The 15,959-nt window shown below is 47.5% G+C and carries 18 protein-coding genes, 3 tRNA genes and 1 riboswitch; of the genes, 4 read left to right on the top strand and 17 right to left on the bottom strand.

What is annotated here, in order from left to right; all coding sequences use genetic code 11:
• Both DWY84_RS07820 and DWY84_RS07825 read right to left on the bottom strand, forming a co-directional pair.
• A partial coding sequence (locus tag DWY84_RS07820; RefSeq protein ID WP_182434928.1) for an RNA-guided endonuclease TnpB family protein occupies positions 1-707 on the bottom strand: 707 nt, incomplete at its 3' end.
• The gene (locus DWY84_RS07825) at positions 670-846 is read right to left on the bottom strand and encodes a transposase (protein ID WP_118532094.1); all 177 of its coding nucleotides are present in this window, start codon (positions 844-846) and stop codon (positions 670-672) included. The genes DWY84_RS07820 and DWY84_RS07825, both read right to left, overlap by 38 nt.
• On the opposite strand from DWY84_RS07825, the gene DWY84_RS07830 reads away from it, so the two are divergent.
• Both DWY84_RS07830 and DWY84_RS07835 read left to right on the top strand, forming a co-directional pair.
• Positions 800-1,657: a hypothetical protein gene (locus tag DWY84_RS07830; protein WP_182434930.1), complete on the top strand. Its 858-nt coding sequence runs from the start codon at positions 800-802 to the stop codon at positions 1,655-1,657. The two genes, DWY84_RS07825 and DWY84_RS07830, sit on opposite strands and share 47 nt — an antisense overlap.
• Positions 1,658-1,886: 229 nt before the next feature.
• Positions 1,887-2,489, top strand: coding sequence for a Type 1 glutamine amidotransferase-like domain-containing protein (locus tag DWY84_RS07835; protein WP_118532098.1), 603 nt, complete (start codon positions 1,887-1,889; stop codon positions 2,487-2,489).
• Positions 2,490-2,626: 137 nt separating this feature from the next.
• Here DWY84_RS07835 and DWY84_RS07840 read toward each other — a convergent pair whose 3' ends face one another.
• The 12 genes from DWY84_RS07840 to ribD form a co-directional block, all read right to left on the bottom strand.
• A complete protein-coding gene (locus DWY84_RS07840; protein ID WP_207665124.1) occupies positions 2,627-2,857 on the bottom strand; it encodes a hypothetical protein in 231 nt (76 codons plus the stop codon).
• 280 nt (positions 2,858-3,137) lie between these two features.
• The gene (locus tag DWY84_RS07850) at positions 3,138-3,497 is read right to left on the bottom strand and encodes a TIGR02452 family protein (protein ID WP_243024792.1); all 360 of its coding nucleotides are present in this window, start codon (positions 3,495-3,497) and stop codon (positions 3,138-3,140) included.
• Positions 3,498-3,780: 283 nt separating this feature from the next.
• A tRNA-Thr gene (locus tag DWY84_RS07855) sits at positions 3,781-3,853 on the bottom strand.
• A 39-nt stretch (positions 3,854-3,892) separates the two neighbouring features.
• A tRNA-Glu gene (locus DWY84_RS07860) sits at positions 3,893-3,964 on the bottom strand.
• 27 nt (positions 3,965-3,991) lie between these two features.
• Positions 3,992-4,065 (bottom strand) — tRNA-Pro (locus DWY84_RS07865).
• A gap of 115 nt (positions 4,066-4,180) precedes the next feature.
• Complete coding sequence (locus tag DWY84_RS07870; RefSeq protein ID WP_118532104.1) at positions 4,181-5,665, bottom strand: AAA family ATPase; 1,485 nt, start codon at positions 5,663-5,665, stop codon at positions 4,181-4,183.
• A 106-nt stretch (positions 5,666-5,771) separates the two neighbouring features.
• Positions 5,772-6,305 carry a DUF3877 family protein gene (locus DWY84_RS07875; RefSeq protein WP_118532106.1) on the bottom strand — a complete coding sequence of 178 codons (534 nt, stop codon included), beginning with the start codon at positions 6,303-6,305 and terminating at the stop codon, positions 5,772-5,774.
• Between the two features lie 78 nt (positions 6,306-6,383).
• Positions 6,384-6,794 (bottom strand): ACT domain-containing protein, encoded by a 411-nt coding sequence (locus DWY84_RS07880; protein ID WP_118532108.1) that lies wholly within the window; start codon positions 6,792-6,794, stop codon positions 6,384-6,386.
• A gap of 108 nt (positions 6,795-6,902) precedes the next feature.
• Positions 6,903-7,370 carry a 6,7-dimethyl-8-ribityllumazine synthase gene (ribE, locus tag DWY84_RS07885; RefSeq protein ID WP_118532110.1) on the bottom strand — a complete coding sequence of 156 codons (468 nt, stop codon included), beginning with the start codon at positions 7,368-7,370 and terminating at the stop codon, positions 6,903-6,905.
• Positions 7,371-7,419: 49 nt separating this feature from the next.
• Entirely contained in the window at positions 7,420-8,619 is a 1,200-nt protein-coding gene (locus tag DWY84_RS07890; RefSeq protein WP_118532112.1) for a bifunctional 3,4-dihydroxy-2-butanone-4-phosphate synthase/GTP cyclohydrolase II, read from the bottom strand.
• A 102-nt stretch (positions 8,620-8,721) separates the two neighbouring features.
• Positions 8,722-9,426 (bottom strand): riboflavin synthase, encoded by a 705-nt coding sequence (locus DWY84_RS07895; RefSeq protein ID WP_118532114.1) that lies wholly within the window; start codon positions 9,424-9,426, stop codon positions 8,722-8,724.
• Positions 9,407-10,510: a bifunctional diaminohydroxyphosphoribosylaminopyrimidine deaminase/5-amino-6-(5-phosphoribosylamino)uracil reductase RibD gene (gene ribD / locus DWY84_RS07900; RefSeq protein ID WP_118532116.1), complete on the bottom strand. Its 1,104-nt coding sequence runs from the start codon at positions 10,508-10,510 to the stop codon at positions 9,407-9,409. Before ribD ends, DWY84_RS07895 begins: the two co-directional genes overlap by 20 nt.
• A gap of 230 nt (positions 10,511-10,740) precedes the next feature.
• A riboswitch (FMN riboswitch) is annotated at positions 10,741-10,855 on the bottom strand.
• 148 nt (positions 10,856-11,003) lie between these two features.
• Here ribD and DWY84_RS07905 point away from each other — a divergent pair.
• Both DWY84_RS07905 and DWY84_RS07910 read left to right on the top strand, forming a co-directional pair.
• Positions 11,004-13,067 (top strand): M28 family peptidase, encoded by a 2,064-nt coding sequence (locus DWY84_RS07905; RefSeq protein ID WP_118532118.1) that lies wholly within the window; start codon positions 11,004-11,006, stop codon positions 13,065-13,067.
• A 114-nt stretch (positions 13,068-13,181) separates the two neighbouring features.
• Entirely contained in the window at positions 13,182-13,817 is a 636-nt protein-coding gene (locus DWY84_RS07910; RefSeq protein WP_118532120.1) for a GNAT family N-acetyltransferase, read from the top strand.
• Positions 13,818-13,870: 53 nt separating this feature from the next.
• Here the strand turns inward: DWY84_RS07910 and DWY84_RS07915 are convergent, their stop codons facing one another.
• The 3 genes from DWY84_RS07915 to DWY84_RS07925 form a co-directional block, all read right to left on the bottom strand.
• Entirely contained in the window at positions 13,871-14,587 is a 717-nt protein-coding gene (locus tag DWY84_RS07915) for a transglycosylase domain-containing protein (protein WP_118532122.1), read from the bottom strand.
• A 232-nt stretch (positions 14,588-14,819) separates the two neighbouring features.
• On the bottom strand, positions 14,820-15,386 hold the full coding sequence (locus tag DWY84_RS07920) for a chromate transporter (RefSeq protein WP_118532124.1): 567 nt from the start codon (positions 15,384-15,386) through the stop codon (positions 14,820-14,822).
• Positions 15,383-15,949: a chromate transporter gene (locus DWY84_RS07925; RefSeq protein WP_118532126.1), complete on the bottom strand. Its 567-nt coding sequence runs from the start codon at positions 15,947-15,949 to the stop codon at positions 15,383-15,385. Before DWY84_RS07925 ends, DWY84_RS07920 begins: the two co-directional genes overlap by 4 nt.
• Positions 15,950-15,959: the final 10 nt, after the last annotated feature.

Here is a 15,959-nt window from a genome sequence, read left to right on the forward strand (position 1 = left end):
ATCCGTGCCACTTTCTTCTTTTGCTTTTTATAACGGTTACTTCCTAGTTCACAGTGGCTCAGTTTACGCTGCTCCCTTGCCAGCTTCTTCTGGGCTTTTGAGAAAAAATGAGGATATGCTGCATGATTTCCATTGGAATCCACATATAATTCCTTCATGGAAAAATCAAGACCAATCACGGATTCTGCTTTCCTGATTTCGTTCACTGGTTCCTCGCAGGAATATAACAAAGCAACATAGTATCGTTCATCTGCTTCCTGAGTGATGGTTGCACCTTTCAACTGGTAACCTTCCTCAATCTTCCGATGCTGTCTGATATGGACCCAGCCAGCTTTTGGAAGTTTTAACCTTCCATTCTGTAAGGCGATGTTTTCATTCACACAATTAGTTGTATAACTTCTCACAGGTTTCTTTTTTAATTTGAATTTCGGAAAACCAACTGAGTCATCACGAAAGAAATTTTTATATGCAGTCTGCAAATGCAGCTGCGCATTGCACAGTGCCAGACTGTCTACTTCCTTCAACCACGGAAACTCGGATTTATATCTGGCCGGTGTCACGCTTAAGTTCTTTCCCGTTTTCTCATAGTAAGCTTTTTTCTCCGCAAGCATCCGGTTATAAACAAAACGAACACAACCAAATGTCTTTGCAAATAATTCCCTTTGTGATTTATTCGGATAAATCCGAAAACGGTACACGGTGTTCACTTTTACCCTCTCCCTGTGTTTCAATGTACTGACGGATGACCTCAATCGGGGCACCTCCGGCACTCAACAGGCAAAAACTCTGGCTCCAGAACATGAGCGGCACATCATTATTTTTGATTTGGATGATTGGTCTTCTCATCGAACTGGACGTCTTCCACAATAAGAAGAATATCCCGTTGGTGAAGAGTAATCATATCGGACCGCAGATCCTATTCTGGGCAGTTTTGGTAATCACCTCATTCATTGCATTCGGAGTGTTCTACAGTTCCATCAGCACAGATTTTAAACTTGCTATGGAACAGGTAGATACCAGCAAAACCGAAACTAATAAAGCCACAGAAACTATAAGTGAAGTAACAGAAACGTCACTATCTGTCGATGTGAAAAATGAGGAAAATACATCCGCTCCAGAATCTTTACCTGAAACTGAATCTGCAAATGAAGAAACAGACACCAGCACCGTGGTTTCCAAATTAATAGAAAATGAAACATATTATTTTGATGACGCTGTATTCACGGTTAATGGAATACAGCTAACTATGCACAGCATAACGCTTCATAGAGAGTACAAACCAGAGGGATACAGCCTCGAAGTTGCATACTCACTACAAAACCAAAACGCTACAGACGCTACCTTTGAGTTTTCTTCTCAATCCGGGAATGATTTCACTCTGGAAGGGCAAAAGGCCAGGATGACCAAACAAGCAACCCATTCTAACGGCCATTGTACTGATTACCATCTGAAAGCCAATGAAGAAACAGAATCCCTCATCGGTGATTTCTATGCACTTTCGAGTTCAGCTGGAAAAATGATCAACGGCGAAAGTTTTGAAGCGATTGATATATCAAACGCTTATACCGGTCAGAATCTGACGATTCATTTTCGGGTTAATGGAATATGTAATGGCCAAACGGAAACATTGACACTCTCTTTTGATATTGATCTGTAAGAACCACCAAAGCCGAGATGGAAGTTTTATTCCAACTCGGCTTCTATTCTTTATTTATATTTCAATGACCTACTGCTGTCGCTGCCCGTTCCGGGCGTTTTTGTTATCTTCCTCTACTTTTCTTCTTTGGTTTTTCCTGTTCCTGTTCTTTTCCGCCATCTTTCCAGTAAATTGTTTTTGTGGTATGATTTTGAGAGAGACAAATTGGGATTTATAAAGGAGAATATTGATGAAACTATTTTTATGTTCGCATTTTTCAAGTGTAGGAAGTCTGATAAAGGAAGAAATTGAAAATAAGAAAGTCGCATTTATTCCAACAGCTTCGCTGCGTGAAGGCTACACCGGTTATGTCGGCTCGGCTCGAAAATTATTCAAAAAGTTGGGAGCAATCGTAACTGAAATTGATATTTCAACGGAGGCTTATTCAACGATACAGTCTGTTTTTGAAGATGCAGATGTGATATATTTTACCGGCGGAAATTCTTTTTTTCTTATGGACCGGCTCCGTAAAACGGGAACTGATGGGCTGCTGAAAAAGGAATTGGCAAATGGAAAATTGATGATCGGCGAGTCGGCAGGCGCAATTATATGCGCTTCAAGCATCCAATATATCCAGCAAATGGATGAAAAGCCGGAGGACTACTCACAAGAAGATGATGCAGGGCTTGATTTGATTGATTTCTATGTTCTTCCGCATTATCTTACAGCACCATTTAAGAAAGTTACTGAGAAAATAATGACTGAATTTTCGGATTTGAATCTATGCCCAATTAACAACCGTCAGGGAATTGTAATTGACGGTGAAGGTTCAAAGGTTATTTGCAAAGACTAATTTGAAAATTCCAGTTTGTAGAGAACAACCAGAAAGATGCCGGGATGAAAACCATCTCGGCATTCTTGCGCTCTGCTGTCGCCGCCCGAAAGAAATAACCGGGCGTATTTCTTTCTTTTCCCCTTCTTTTTCCAATATCAATACCAATAATCATACGGATTGCTGATCGGCTTCTTTGCGGAGCTGGGCTTTGGAAGGCTCTGCTCCGCTTCTTCGTGCGTGGCAAAGAGGCGGTTGCGCCGCACCTGAATTCCGCCGCCGCTGTCAGTAAAGCGCACCAGAAAAAGCCCTTCGGAGCAGCGCTTGATTTGCACCTCGCGGATGGTGCAGTTGGATTCGATGATGTATGCCTTATCTCCTACCTTCATGGGGTTGATCACGTCCTTACTATCTTATGACATAAGCATAGCAACATTTTTCGGACATGACAGGGTGAAAGCAAAAACTCCCGACCATTTTCTGGCCGAGAGTTCCTTCTTATTTTTAGGTCTCGAATTTTTCTTTTTGCGCAAGCTAATCATTTCCCCAATTTGTTGATATTCCGTTCTGGATTCGTCCCAGGCCTTTTTGAAGTCGGGATCCATTTTTCTCAGCAACTCTATATCTTCTGAAACATTTATCGTTCTAAATGGTATTGCAAATTTCCCTTTACTTCTCCAAACCGCTCAGCACTCTCTTAAACACTTTAAAATTCGTATCATTCTGCGGCGGACAGTAAACTGCAAACTCTATGGTTTTGAAGGCATGTAGATATTCTGCCATCACTTCTTTGACTGCTCGTGCCACCACCTCTGGTTTATTCTGATAAGCTCCGCACCCAAAAGCGCCGAGAATCACGACTTCCGCATCATTCAGAACCGCTACATCCAGAATCCTGGACAGTCTCTTCTTATGGATTTCCAAAAGTTCCTTATCAGTGATTTTTACTATAGGAGTGACATTGTTTCGGATATCATGGAAACTTTTCTTTACGCGTAGATCCGGAGCCGCGCAGATAATTACATCCACATCATATAGAATATGGAGGATTAGAAAAACACCGAGAGAACTTTTTCTTACTTATAAATACTTATTAGCAATTAAAATATCTATTTTTCGATAAAAATAAGTTTTTTCTGGGGGAAAAGTGGGGGAAAGGTATTTTTCCCCCAGATTTCCCCCAGTTTCCCCCTAAAAACTTCTTAAAATTGCTTATTCATACTTAATCTTAAAAGTATAAAAAAATCTCCCCAAACCGCTGGAAACTCTTGATTTTCCTTGCTTTCTGGGGAGATTTTCTTTTTTCTCCATAAGCTCCTGGCCGGACTCGAACCGGCGACCCACGCATTACGAATGCGTTGCGCTACCAACTGCGCTACAGAAGCGACCTAACAAAAATGCTTTGGACTTACATCCAAAGCATATGACCTCATCGGGAATCGAACCCGAGTTTACGCCGTGAGAGGGCGTCGTCTTAACCGCTTGACCATGAGGCCATTTCTTCAGTCATAAGCTGAAGTGAGTCGAGGCGACAAGATTCGAACTTGCGACCTCTGCGTCCCGAACGCAGCGCTCTACCAAACTGAGCCACGCCTCGCTACGTTCTGTAGTATAATATAAATTGTGTTAATTGTCAACAACAATTTGAATTTTTTTGTTTTATATTTTTCAGTTACCCGGCATACGTGTGAAGAATGCCGGGTAACGAACTATCATCCCAGCAGATTCATGACCATTTCCCGGTCAAATACCACCTCGGACACATGATCGACTTCTATCTGATACAGCGCATTTGCCGCGATGTGCTCGGCCGCCTGCTCCAGATCGCGGATTCCGCTGGTTCCGGCGAAAAACTCCACAACTGCATCCAGTCCGTCTGGCGCTACCACGCACTCTCCGGCCTTTAAGCCCATACGCTTTAAAACCTTTGGCAGAGCAAACCGGGAGAAAATAATTTTCTTTTCTTCTGCCGTATAATCCGGAATATCAATCACTGCAAAACGTGACATCAGCGGAGCACTGATCTGGGCTTTGTCGTTGGCGGTCGCAATGGGATACACGCCCACAGTCGGGATCGTACACTCCATGTAATTGTCCGTGAAACCGAGATTATCCAACAGGGTTAACAGCACATCTGCCGGATTGCCGTTGCCCTTGCCGGATGCCGCCTTGTCCAGCTCATTGATGATAAACACCAGATTGGACTCACCGGCCATGGAAAACGCATCCATGATGATGCCGGGCTTTGCATTGGCATAGATACGGGAGCTTCCTGTAAGCTGTTCCGGATCATTGATAGAACTCATATCCAGGGTAGTCCACGGCAGCTTCAGGATCCGGGCTACCGCATAGGCAATCTGGGATTTACCGGTTCCAGCCGGTCCTACCAGCAAAAGTCCATAAGCCGGAAGCGTGTGGGTCCGGTTGATCTGAATGATGGTCTCAATGATACGCTGTTTTACCCGCTCCATGCCGTAAAGCTCTTCATCCAGAATGCGGCGGGCCTCCTTCGGGTCGATGGACTCAAAATAATTGCTCTTCCACTGCACATTCATCATGATGGAAAGAGCACGCTGGGCATGGCGGCGCTCCTCCGGAGACACCTCATGAGATCGTGCCACTGCCAGGTTTCTTCTTGCCCAGAGACGAATATTATCCGGCAGAGTTCTTCCCGCGCAGTTCATGAAATCAGTGATGCTCTGCAGGCTGGTGAGCTTCATGTCATCTCCGGCCTCTTCCAGACTATCATCCGTTTCCTCCTCGCCCGGCGCATCACTCGCAAACAGACGCTCGATCATAAACTGCAAAAAGCCGTCCTCCGCGGACAGCTTGGTGCCTCCGCCAAATGCCGTCTCCCGGATTCTGTAGACCGCATAGCCCTCTGGCCGGTTTTCTCCAGACAGCCGTACACTGATGTGATTCTCTCCCAGCCATTTCAACAGACTGACAAAACGGGCATCGATTTTTAAAATATCGGCACTGATCGTGCCGTCTTCTTCATGAAATTCAAAGGTGGTGCGCTTGACCGGATTTGTAAACATTCCGCAAGAATGATGCTGCCATTTCCGCCTGCTGTTATCCAGAATCAGAATCGGCTTCTCCGGAGATGCCTCCGGCTCACTGGACTGAAATGTGGTATATGTACATTCTGCCGGATTCTTTTTATCCGGCGCGTCATTGAAATCAAATACTGGCATACTCGTCCTCCCATTATCGCATGTATAATTATTGAAATAATTGTATATTTAATCACTGTATCAGTGTAACACGGTTTTCCAAAATCAACAAGTGGTTCCGCAATTCCTAAAAGTCAAAATCCGCATAATCCTCTGGAAGGAAACGATGATAAATAATATGACAGCCTTCATCCTTAAAGCAGTAATAATAAGGATCATCAGCGCCTTCTCCAAAACGAATCAGAATGTCAAATTCCTCATTATTCACCGGCTCCACGGTCACCGGCCAGGGCTGTTTCTCAAACAAAGCTTTTATTTCGTCCATAGTGCATCCATGTGTTCCCACCAGATTTACCAGATCATGAATAAATTCATTCGGACTGGTATGCTCCTTCACATACACAACGCCCTCCTCCGGGATCAGGAAGCAGAAGCGGTCCTTTTTCGCCGTAACAGTCACGCCGCCAAGGTGCTCCTTCGTCTCCTCGCCAAATTCGGACAACAGAGCCAGCATCTCCTGTTCTCCCAGATTTTCTCCGGTCAGATGGACCAGGGAGCTGAGCGGATAATACAGGCGGATGCTTTCCTTCCGGTAGCCCAGCTTCGCCTGTTCCTCCTTGATCATATCGATGATATTCTGTTCCAGTTTTTCAAATCTCATGTCCTATTCTCCTGCAAACAACAAAAACGGGGATGTCGGGCTTTCGGCCTTACATCCCTCGTTTTTCTGGTATTTTATTTATACTTCAGTCATCTGGAAACCCTTCGCTGCCAGACATTTCTCCACAAACTCGCAGTCATCGGTATGAAGTACCATGACCGGCTTGCCAGACTGACGGTTAAAGGACAGATACTGATAATTCACATTGATGTTGCTCTCCAAAAAAGCAGCCAAAACCCGGTTTAAGCTTCCGACTTCATCTTCCACCTCAATCCCCAGTACATTGGTCAGGCGGCATAAGTATCCGGCCTTCTGTAAGATTTCCTGTGCCTTTTCCGGATCGGTAACCACCATGCGGATGATTCCATACTCGGCGCTGTCGTTGGTGACAGAACCAAGTATGTTGATCTGTGCCTCAGTCAGAATTCCGGTAACAATTTTCAGCGCACCTTTTTTATTTTCCGCATAAACAGAAACCTGTTTTAACATTGCAAATTTCCTCACTTTCCAGTTCTTTATTATCTATTGTAACCGAAAAATGAAATTCGTCAATATTTTATTGCTTCACACTGCAAAAGTGCCGGTGTTTCCATACATTTATGCCTCCAGCGCGCGGATCAGGTTCACCATTTCAATGGCTCCGGTTGCGCACTCGTACCCCTTATTTCCGGCCTTGCTTCCGGCACGTTCAATGGCCTGCTCAATGTTATCCGTAGTCAGCACACCAAACATCACTGGAATATCACTGTTTAAGGAGACATTCGCGATGCCCTTGGAAACCTCGCTGCACACATAATCGTAGTGGCTTGTGCTGCCGCGAATGACAGCGCCTACGCAGATCACTGCGTCATACTTTTTACTCTTTGCCATTTTCGAAGCGATCAGCGGAATCTCAAAAGCACCAGGAACCCAGGCCACATCGATATCCTCCTCTTTCACGTCATGACGCTTCAGCCCGTCCAGGGCACCTCCTACCAGCTTTGAGGTAATGAACTCGTTAAATCTTGCTGCCACAATTCCCACGCGGATCCCCTTTGCTACCACATTTCCTTCCAGTACTCTCATGATATTCGTCCTTCTTTCTTCTATAATATAATATTTTTTCAATAAGCGTTTAGTATCTCAGCAGATGTCCCATGCGCTGCTGTTTTGTTCTCAAATAGAACAGATCATACTTCGTGGCGCTCATCTGAATCGGCACCCGCTCTTTGATGGTCATGCCAAACTCGGAAAGCTGGTATACCTTATCCGGATTGTTGGTGAGAAGCCGCATGCTTTTCACACCAAGATCTTTTAAAATCTGCGCTCCAATATAATATTCCCGCTCATCTCCGGCAAAACCAAGAGCCAGATTGGCTTCCAGCGTGTCCATGCCCTGTTCCTGCAATTCATATGCCTTCAGTTTATTGATCAGGCCAATTCCACGGCCCTCCTGACGCATATAAAGGAGAATTCCCCGGCCCTCTTTTTCAATCTGGGTCATGGCGGCGGCAAACTGCTGCCCGCAGTCACAGCGCAGAGAACCAAAGGTGTCACCGGTTAAACATTCTGAATGAATACGGGCAAGGACATTCTCTCCATCTCCGATTTGTCCTTTTACCAGTGCCACATGATGCTCTCCATTTAAACGATTCACATAGCCATATGCGGTAAATTCCCCATATTTGGTTGGCATCCGGGTTACGGTTACCCGGTCTACCAGATTCTCGTGACACTTCCGGTATGCCTGCAAAGCCTGGATGGTGATGAATTTTAGATCCCATTTCCGGGCCAGCTCCTGCAATTCCGAAGTCCGCATCATCGTGCCGTCTTCCCGCATGATTTCGCAGCAGAGTCCGCATTCTTTTAAGCCTGCCAGACGGCAGAGGTCTACAGTAGCTTCCGTGTGCCCGTTGCGCTCCAGAACTCCGTTTTTCTTTGCCACCAGCGGGAACATATGTCCCGGTCTGCGGAAATCTTCCGGCTTCGCGTCATCTGCCACACAGCGCAGGGCTGTCACGGACCGTTCCGCCGCGGAAATGCCGGTCGTGGTATCCACACAGTCAATGGAAACGGTAAATGCGGTCTCATGATTGTCTGTATTGTTGGAAACCATCTGCGGGAACTGAAGCTTCTCTGCATATGCCGCGGACATAGGCATGCAGATCAGACCCTTTCCGTGAGTCGCCATAAAGTTAATATTCTCCGTGGTGGCAAACTCTGCCGCACAGATAAAATCCCCTTCATTCTCCCGGTCTGCGTCGTCTGTCACCATAATGATATGTCCTTTTCGAAGCGCTTCCAGCGCTTCCTCTACTGTATTGTACTGAATCATAATGCTGTTCTCCTCTCACTATATGTTTTCTTTCGGTTTATCTTCCGTAACTACTACACAAATTCGTAACTGTTCAGTATCACAGTCACGGGCAAAAATCCATCAAAAGCCATATCTGGTCAAAAATTCTTTTGTAATACCGCCTCTGCCTAAATCTGCTCCGGAATCTGTTTCTGCGGATCTCATTTCCGTTCCAGCCTTCCACTCCGGCTGCGCTTTCATTGGCTGCAGCAGTCGCTCCACATATTTTCCAATGATGTCCGTCTCCAGATTGACCAGGTCACCTGCTTTTCGTTCTCCCAGCGTGGTCACCGCATTCGTATGCGGAATGGTGGAAACAGAAAAGCCATCCGTTGTCACCGCCGCCACAGTCAGGCTGATGCCGTCTATGGTAATGGAACCCTTCTCCACGATATAGCGCAAAAGCTTTGAGCTGGTACTAATAGTAAACCACACTGCGTTGTCATCCTGCCGGATTTCCCGGATTATTCCGGTTCCATCCGCATGTCCGCTGACGATATGTCCGCCAAAACGGCCGCCCGCTGCCATGGCCCGCTCCAGATTTACATGCATGCCAGGCTTTGCTCCTTTTAATGAGGAGCGGTTCAGGGTTTCATGCATCACATCGGCCGTAAATCCAGAGGGTGAAAGACTTGTGACCGTCAGACAGATTCCATTTACCGCAATGCTGTCCCCCACCGCTGCGTCCGAAAGAACGTGTCTGGCCTGAATGGAAAGCACCGCGGAATGGGCGCCCCAGACGATTTTTTTCAGCGTTCCGATTTCCTCAACAATTCCCGTAAACATCCTGCACCTCACTTTCAATCAGCAGATCTTCTCCAAGATGGCGGATTTCTTTTATTTTCAGATGGACCGCTTCGGCCGGGTCTGCAACGCCCTGACCTTCCACCGGTGTTTTCGCCTCCGCGCCGCCAAAGAGCTTCGGTGCCACATAGGTATGCACCTCCCGCACGATTCCGCTTTTAAATGCAGCCCAGTTTAAGGTTCCGCCTCCTTCTAACAGGATGCTGTCAATCTGTTCTTCTCCAAGCTTCTTCATAAGCAGCTTCAGATCCACATGCCCGTCTGTCTGGGGAAGCGTGAGGATGCGGCATCCCGCTTCTTCATAGGGCTGATACCGGGCACGGTCTGTCTCGCAGACGGCCAGGATGGTCGAAATCTCCTTTGCCGTTCTTACAATCCGGGATGTGAGCGGTGTCCGCAAATGCGTGTCGCAGATAATCCGCACCGGATTCCTTCCGCCCGGCATCCGGCAGTTTAACATGGGGTCATCGGCCAGTACCGTTCCGACCCCCACCATAATGCCGCGGTATCGGTGTCGCTCCTGCTGCACATAAGCCCTGGCCTCCTCTCCGGTGACCCACTTTGAAGCACCGGTGTAGGCCGCGATCTTTCCATCCAGGGTCATGGCATATTTCATGACCACATAAGGCGCTTTTCTGCGGATGAAATGAAAGAACACCGGATTTAACTGGTCGCATTCTTCTTTCAGCACATGGGTTTCCACGGCAATACCCCGCTCCCGCAGATACTGAATTCCCTTTCCAGCCACCAGCGGATTCGGATCATCGGAACCAACGAAGACTCTCTTTATGCCAGCCTGTACAATAGCCTCCACGCATGGCGGCTGCTTTCCATAATGGCAGCAGGGCTCCAGCGTCACATAAAGGTCGGCCCCTTCTGCCGGTTCCAGACAGGCTCTGAGGGCATTCCGCTCTGCATGATACTCGCCGTATCTTGCATGATATCCTTCCCCAATGATTCGGTCATTCTTCACAATCACAGCACCCACCAGCGGATTGGGACTGGTCCAGCCCTCTCCCCTTTTCGCCAGCTCTATGGCCCGGCGCATATATTCCTGATCTGTCAAGATCACATTCCTCCCTTTGCAGTTCTCAGGGAAAGATAAGAAAAAAGCAGATCTGAAGTTTTGCTGCTTCAGGATCTGCTTTCTGTGTTTTCCATGGTTTTGATGTTTCCGTACCAGATTTTTGTTTCCGTAACCATGTTTTCTTTATGAAACAAAAAAGCTCTGGAATTTTCATTCCAGAGCGGTGATTCTATCGTGATACGGCACATTTCTTTCAAAAACGCACACCATCTTTTCTTCTTTCATCCAGACTATACTGTCGGCTTCGGAATTACACCGAATCATACCTTGCGGCTCGTGGGCTTTACCACCGGTGGAGAATTGCACTCCGCCCTGAAGACTTATTTTGTTTTGTTAGTTGAATATTACCACTCAATTCACACAAAATCAAGTAGTTTTTTCATAATTTTTCTTTTTTCCCCTTTTTTCTTTTCTCTGCAGCCAATCAGTGCTATAATCTTGTTTGAATGTAAAAGACGGAGGTTGCATATACATGAACTTGCAGACATCAATTTTGAAAAACCTTGATATAGATTACTCCTACCATCTGGCCAAGCGCATGGAGCAGTTTCGCACCAATCCGGTTTTGGGGTACCGCCCGGCCGGTTCCCGGGCCGAATTCGAGACCGGAGAAATGCTGAAGCAGGAAATGGAGGCCATTGGTCTTTTCGACGTAAGAAAAGACGCCATCAAAGTCGATGGCTGGGAATTTAAAAAAGCAGTGCTTTCCTACACTGCGGAAGATGGCAGCCGCCATGAGATCCAGCTTGGTGCTTACCAGACCACCTTTGTGACCGAAGGGCCAAAAGAATTTTCCCTGATGTATCTCGGAAAAGGAACCGCAGCGGACTATGAAGGCAAAGATGTCACCGGGAAGCTGGTTCTGGTTGATATTAACCAGAGGGATGAGTGGTGGATCAACTACCCGGTCTATCAGGCACATTTAAAGGGGGCTGCTGCCCTGATTGCCGTGCAGAGCGGCGGTTATGGCGAGATCGATGATGAAGCGTTAAACGCCCAGGATATTGCCGGACCGGAAGACGCCCCGGCTTTCTCCATCTCCAGAAAGGACTCTGACCCGTTAAAAGAGCTGCTGGAGCACACCCAGGAAATCACCGTAACCCTGGACGCGGACAGCCGTGTCACCCGGGACTGCACCACCTACAACATTGTAGGAACCATTCCTGGAAAGCATCCGGACCGCATGGTCCTGTTATCTGCCCACTATGATTCCTACTTCAGCGGTTTTCAGGATGACAATACTGCCATCGCACTCATGTTCGGGATCGCGAAGGCCCTTCTGGCAAGCGGATTCAAACCCAACAATACCATCGTGATCTGCGCTATGGCCGCAGAGGAATGGGGCGTTGTGGATTCCAACTTCGACTGGTCCACCGGTGCCTACGAGCAGGTATTCACCGCGCATCCGGAATGGGTGGGAAAGGTCATCGCTGACTTAAACTTTGAGCTTCCGGCCCTGGCCCACGGCACCCGTGCCCGCATCCGGAGCTGCTATGAGTACACCCGGTTCCTGGAGGAGTATTTATCCGAGCTTCCGGATCTGACCCAGGCTTATCCGGAGGAAACCCGCGTCACCTCCCCCATTGAAACCTGGTCCGATGATTTTTCCATGGCCATTGCCGGTATCCCGTCCATGGTCAACGACTTTACAGGCGGAAGCTTCATGGAGACCCATTATCACTCCCAGTTTGACAACGATGATTTTTACGATGAGCAGGTTTACCGGCTCCACCATGAACTGTTCGCCCTGCTGATTGCGGCACTGGATGAAACCTGCGTCATTCCGTTATGCTTCGCCCCAGTCATGAAGCGGGCTCTGGATGGTTATAACATATCCAGTGATGTTCTCCGCCCCTTTGTTGCCATGGATCTCATCAGCCCCATGACACTGGCTTCCCTGGTCGAAAAGATTTCCGGCCTGGAAAAAATACTTGCTGACGCAAAGGATGTAGCAGAAAGCCGCTACGAATCCCGCAGGAGCTTAAACAGCCGCTACCGTGCGCTTCTGTCTGACGACAAAGAAGAAGAGGCCGAATGCCTGTATCTGGAAGCCCGTGAAGCCGAGGATGAGGCCCTGCGCCGTTTCAAATGCGCTCAGGACGAGCTGGTACGCATCGACTGGTACGGCAACGTCCACTACCCACATGAGATCCTGCTGCAGAACATCCGCCTGATTGGCGGTGCCATTGCCAACTTAAAAGAGCAGAATCTCTCTTCTGCTCTGAGAAAGCTCTATCAGGTAGACAACAATGCCTACGCTTTCATGTTCGATGAAGAAGTTTATAACCATTTCACCGATTACGTACTAAACCAGCCTCAGGATCGTTTGAAGTGGGGCTACAAGCGCCTGATGCCGCATGAAAATCTCTATGCCCTGGTCAAAGACCTGTTAAACAAAAAGGAGACGGCCCCGGAGGAGCTTTCGCTCACCTGTGAGATCAGCCACCTTACGAAAATTTTCCAGGATCAGTGCCGTCTGCTGATTCAGACAACCGACCAGATTCAAAAGCTGGTACATGACCAGTTTTTAATGTAAGTCTTTCAGATAGCACAAACACTGCAGATTCACGCACATACATTCCGATTGTTTGCGCGCGCGATCACATAACGAAATACAGAAAGGACAGGCGAGTTTTCGCCTGAACATACTATGGAAAGCGATAAACTATACCGCGTACAGCGAGAAGACCTGCCGAAGCTGGAGCAGCTTTTATACGCCTGCTTCAAGCACGATCCGCTCTATGAGACCCTGATTCCGGACCCAGAAGTCCGGGAACGTCTCATGCCAGAGCTTTTTCACTGCGATATGGATGAATTTTATGAGACCTGCGAGATTTTTTCCGACAGTGCCGATCTGAACGGTATTCTTGTGGTTTCTGATGAGGCGGAGCCTTACAATATTTTCCAGTTTTACTTTGCGGAAGCCCGGGCCACCCTCCAGACTGACACCTATCTGATCAAAGAGGACCACACCTTAAAAACCTTCCACAATTTTCTAAAAGGCGTGGACTATTTAAATTCCAGCTGGACGGATCAGCTTCACCAGAACCAGCGGCTCCACATCATCTATCTTGCGGTAGACCCAAACATGCAGCACCACGGCATTGCCGCCCGTCTCATGCAGGAAGCCATCGACTATGCCGACACCCACCGGATGATGATTTCCTTAGAGACCCATAACGAGAAAAATGTGGAATTTTATAAAAATCTCGGTTTTAAAGTTTATGGCATCATGAAGCAGAATTTCCCGCTCAAGCAGTATTGTATGATCCGGGAAATCCAGTAAAAAAAGAAGGGGCAATCCATTTCATCGGATTGTCCCTTTTCTTCTGGCCATTTTTAGTACAAAGCCACTAACTGCGCTGCCATAAGCGTTGTCTCTTCTTCAGTAATGTATCCGCAGGCTTCCATGCGGCTGATTACCTTCTGCTGGCGTTTTTCAGCTAACGCCAGGTTCTTACTCGGTGCGTATTTAGATGGCGCATTTGGTACACCGGCCAGAAGCGTGCACTCATAATCGTTCATCTCAGATGCCGGTTTTCCGAAATATCCTTCGCTGGCTTCGCCCACGCTGTAGTAGCCATCGCCAAAGTAAATGCTGTTTACATAGAGCTCCAGAATCTCATCTTTCGTGTATTTCTGCTCGATCTCCAGTGCCAGGAAAACTTCCGCGGCTTTGCGACTCATAGTTTTCTCCTGAGAGAAATACAGGTTCTTTGCAAGCTGCTGGGTGATGGTGCTGCCACCCTCCACATAGCGTCCGGCCTTGATATCATTCACAACTGCTCTGCCGATTGCGATCAGGTCCAGTCCAAAGTGATCATAAAACCGGTGATCCTCCACAGATACCACGGCCTGCACATAAGTTTCCGGCATTTCCTCCAGGGAAGTGAAATTTTCCTGTCTGCGGATCTCTGCCACCGTCTCTTCCAGGCTTTCCTCCTGGACTGCGTTCTTATATAATCCATAGCCCTCTCCGGCTAAGGCAAAACCACATCCTGTAATGACCGTGCATGCAAATGCGAATATCCATTTTACAATTCGTCTTCCTCTCATAATATTTAAGCCCCCTCTTTCGTGCTGTCTGAATTTCTGTCATTGTTTTCTTATGACATGATTCTAGCACAAAGAGGAGGCTTAAGACTTTACCGTTCTCTTAGCGATTCTGACACTATTTCTACAATTCTAACGGCAATTGGAAGATTCTGACAAAATTCTTACATCCCGTCAATAGAACCTTTTGCTTTTGGTCACAGAATGAACACAAGCTGTAACTACAGATGACACTTTACACGCCAATTGCCAAGGCTGACAGCACTTTCATGACGCCAGCCAGCACCATGACCAGAATCGGGTTCATCTTCGCTTTCTGCAAAAGCAGCAGACAGATCACAAAGATTCCCACCATGATCCAGTTGGTAGCAGAAAGGGCACTCTGTGCGCCGCTGCCCCAGAAAGCGTTGATTAAAATCGCGATGCCGGCGGAACCGATCAGCGCCACTACGGCAGGCCGCAGGGAGGCAAGCACGCCCTGCAGCACAGCCATATTCCGGTATTTTAAATACAGCTTTGAAATCAGGGTAACAATGATACAGGATGGCAGAATACATCCCAGCGTTGCCACAAACGCACCCGGAACACCGGCAATCTTTATCCCGACAAAGGTAGCAGAATTCACTGCAATGGGGCCGGGTGTCATCTGGGAAATGGTGATCAGATCGGTAAATTCTGCCATAGTCAGCCACTTATGGCCGGTTACAACCTGGCCCTGAATGAGCGGCATTGCCGCATAACCGCCGCCAAAGCTGAACATGCCAATCTGTAGAAAACTAAGGAAAAGCTGAAGATAGATCATCTGGTCTCCCCCTTTCCGGCAAGCAGCGTCCGAACAACACCAATGAGTCCGCAGCTAATCACAACAAAAATCACATTTACCCCAAACACACAGGAAGCCACAAAGGCGCAAGCCATAATCAGAACCGAGGCCTTATTTTTTCCACGAACAATCCCGGCACCCATCTCATAGGTAACGGACGCAATGACTGCTCCTACACCGGACTGCATGCCCAGCAGCATCTGGCTTACAATAAAGTTATCTTTTACCAGATTGTAAAAAATTGAAATCATAGAAATGATCAGAAATGGCGGAATAACCGTCCCCAGAATCGCGACAACCGTTCCGGCCAGGCCGGCTAGCTTATATCCCACAACAATCGCGCCGTTGACCGCAATGGCTCCCGGTGAAGACTGGGCGATTGCCACCAGATCCAACATTTCTTCTTCCTCAATCCAGTGATATTCATCGACAAATTTTTTCTTCAGAAGCGAAACAATGACATATCCGCCGCCGAAAGTAAATGCGCTTAAGTACAAGGTGGAAACAAACAAATTCCACAATACGTTCCTCTTACGTTCCATATCGAACACT

Source organism: Clostridium sp. AF27-2AA, assembly GCF_003478505.1.
Lineage (GTDB): Bacteria > Bacillota > Clostridia > Lachnospirales > Lachnospiraceae > Brotaphodocola.